Source organism: Pseudoalteromonas sp. S2721, assembly GCF_005887425.1.
Lineage (GTDB): Bacteria > Pseudomonadota > Gammaproteobacteria > Enterobacterales > Alteromonadaceae > Pseudoalteromonas > Pseudoalteromonas simplex.
The window spans coordinates 1-586 of record NZ_PNCZ01000065.1 but is presented as its reverse complement, the minus strand read 5'-3'; the positions used below and the strand labels follow the sequence as shown (position 1 = coordinate 586).

At 40.1% G+C, this 586-nt stretch carries 1 protein-coding gene; it reads left to right on the top strand.

Translation table 11 applies throughout. The features are described 5' to 3' along the window. Positions 1–46 precede the first annotated feature (46 nt). The coding region (locus CWC02_RS18680; RefSeq protein ID WP_502705411.1) for a transposase at positions 47–586 on the top strand (540 nt) is incomplete at its 3' end.

The following is a 586-nucleotide window of genomic DNA, read 5'->3' as shown; positions in this document are numbered from 1 at the left end:
GAATTACAGCTAAGCTTATAGTGTTCAACTCATGGAGGAGAAGAGCATGGCAACCCCACGTAGAAACTTAATTAGCGTTTCAAACACGCCTTATTATCACTGCATTTCACGCTGCGTTCGTCGCGCTTTTTTGTGCGGGCAAGACCCACTAACTGGTCGTTCATATGAACACAGGCGCGATTGGGTTGAAAAGAAACTACTTCAACTTGGTCGTATATTTTGTATTGATGTTTGTGCTTACGCAGTTATGAGTAACCATACTCATCTAGTACTTCATATTGATATAGCAAAAGCAAATCGTTTGAATAATAAAGCGATTCTGATTAGATGGCACAAGTTATTTAAAAGTACATTCCTTTGCCAACGATTCTTAAATGGCGAATTGCTAACAAAAGCAGAGCTTTCTGCGATTAATGCCAGAGTAAATTTATATCGAGAGAGGCTCAGTAGCATCAGTTGGTTTATGCGCGTTCTTAATGAGAGTATTGCACGACAAGCAAATCAAGAAGATGAGTGTAAAGGACGCTTTTGGGAAGGTCGCTTTAAGTCACAAGCATTACTTGATGAAGCAGCTCTTGCAGCTTGT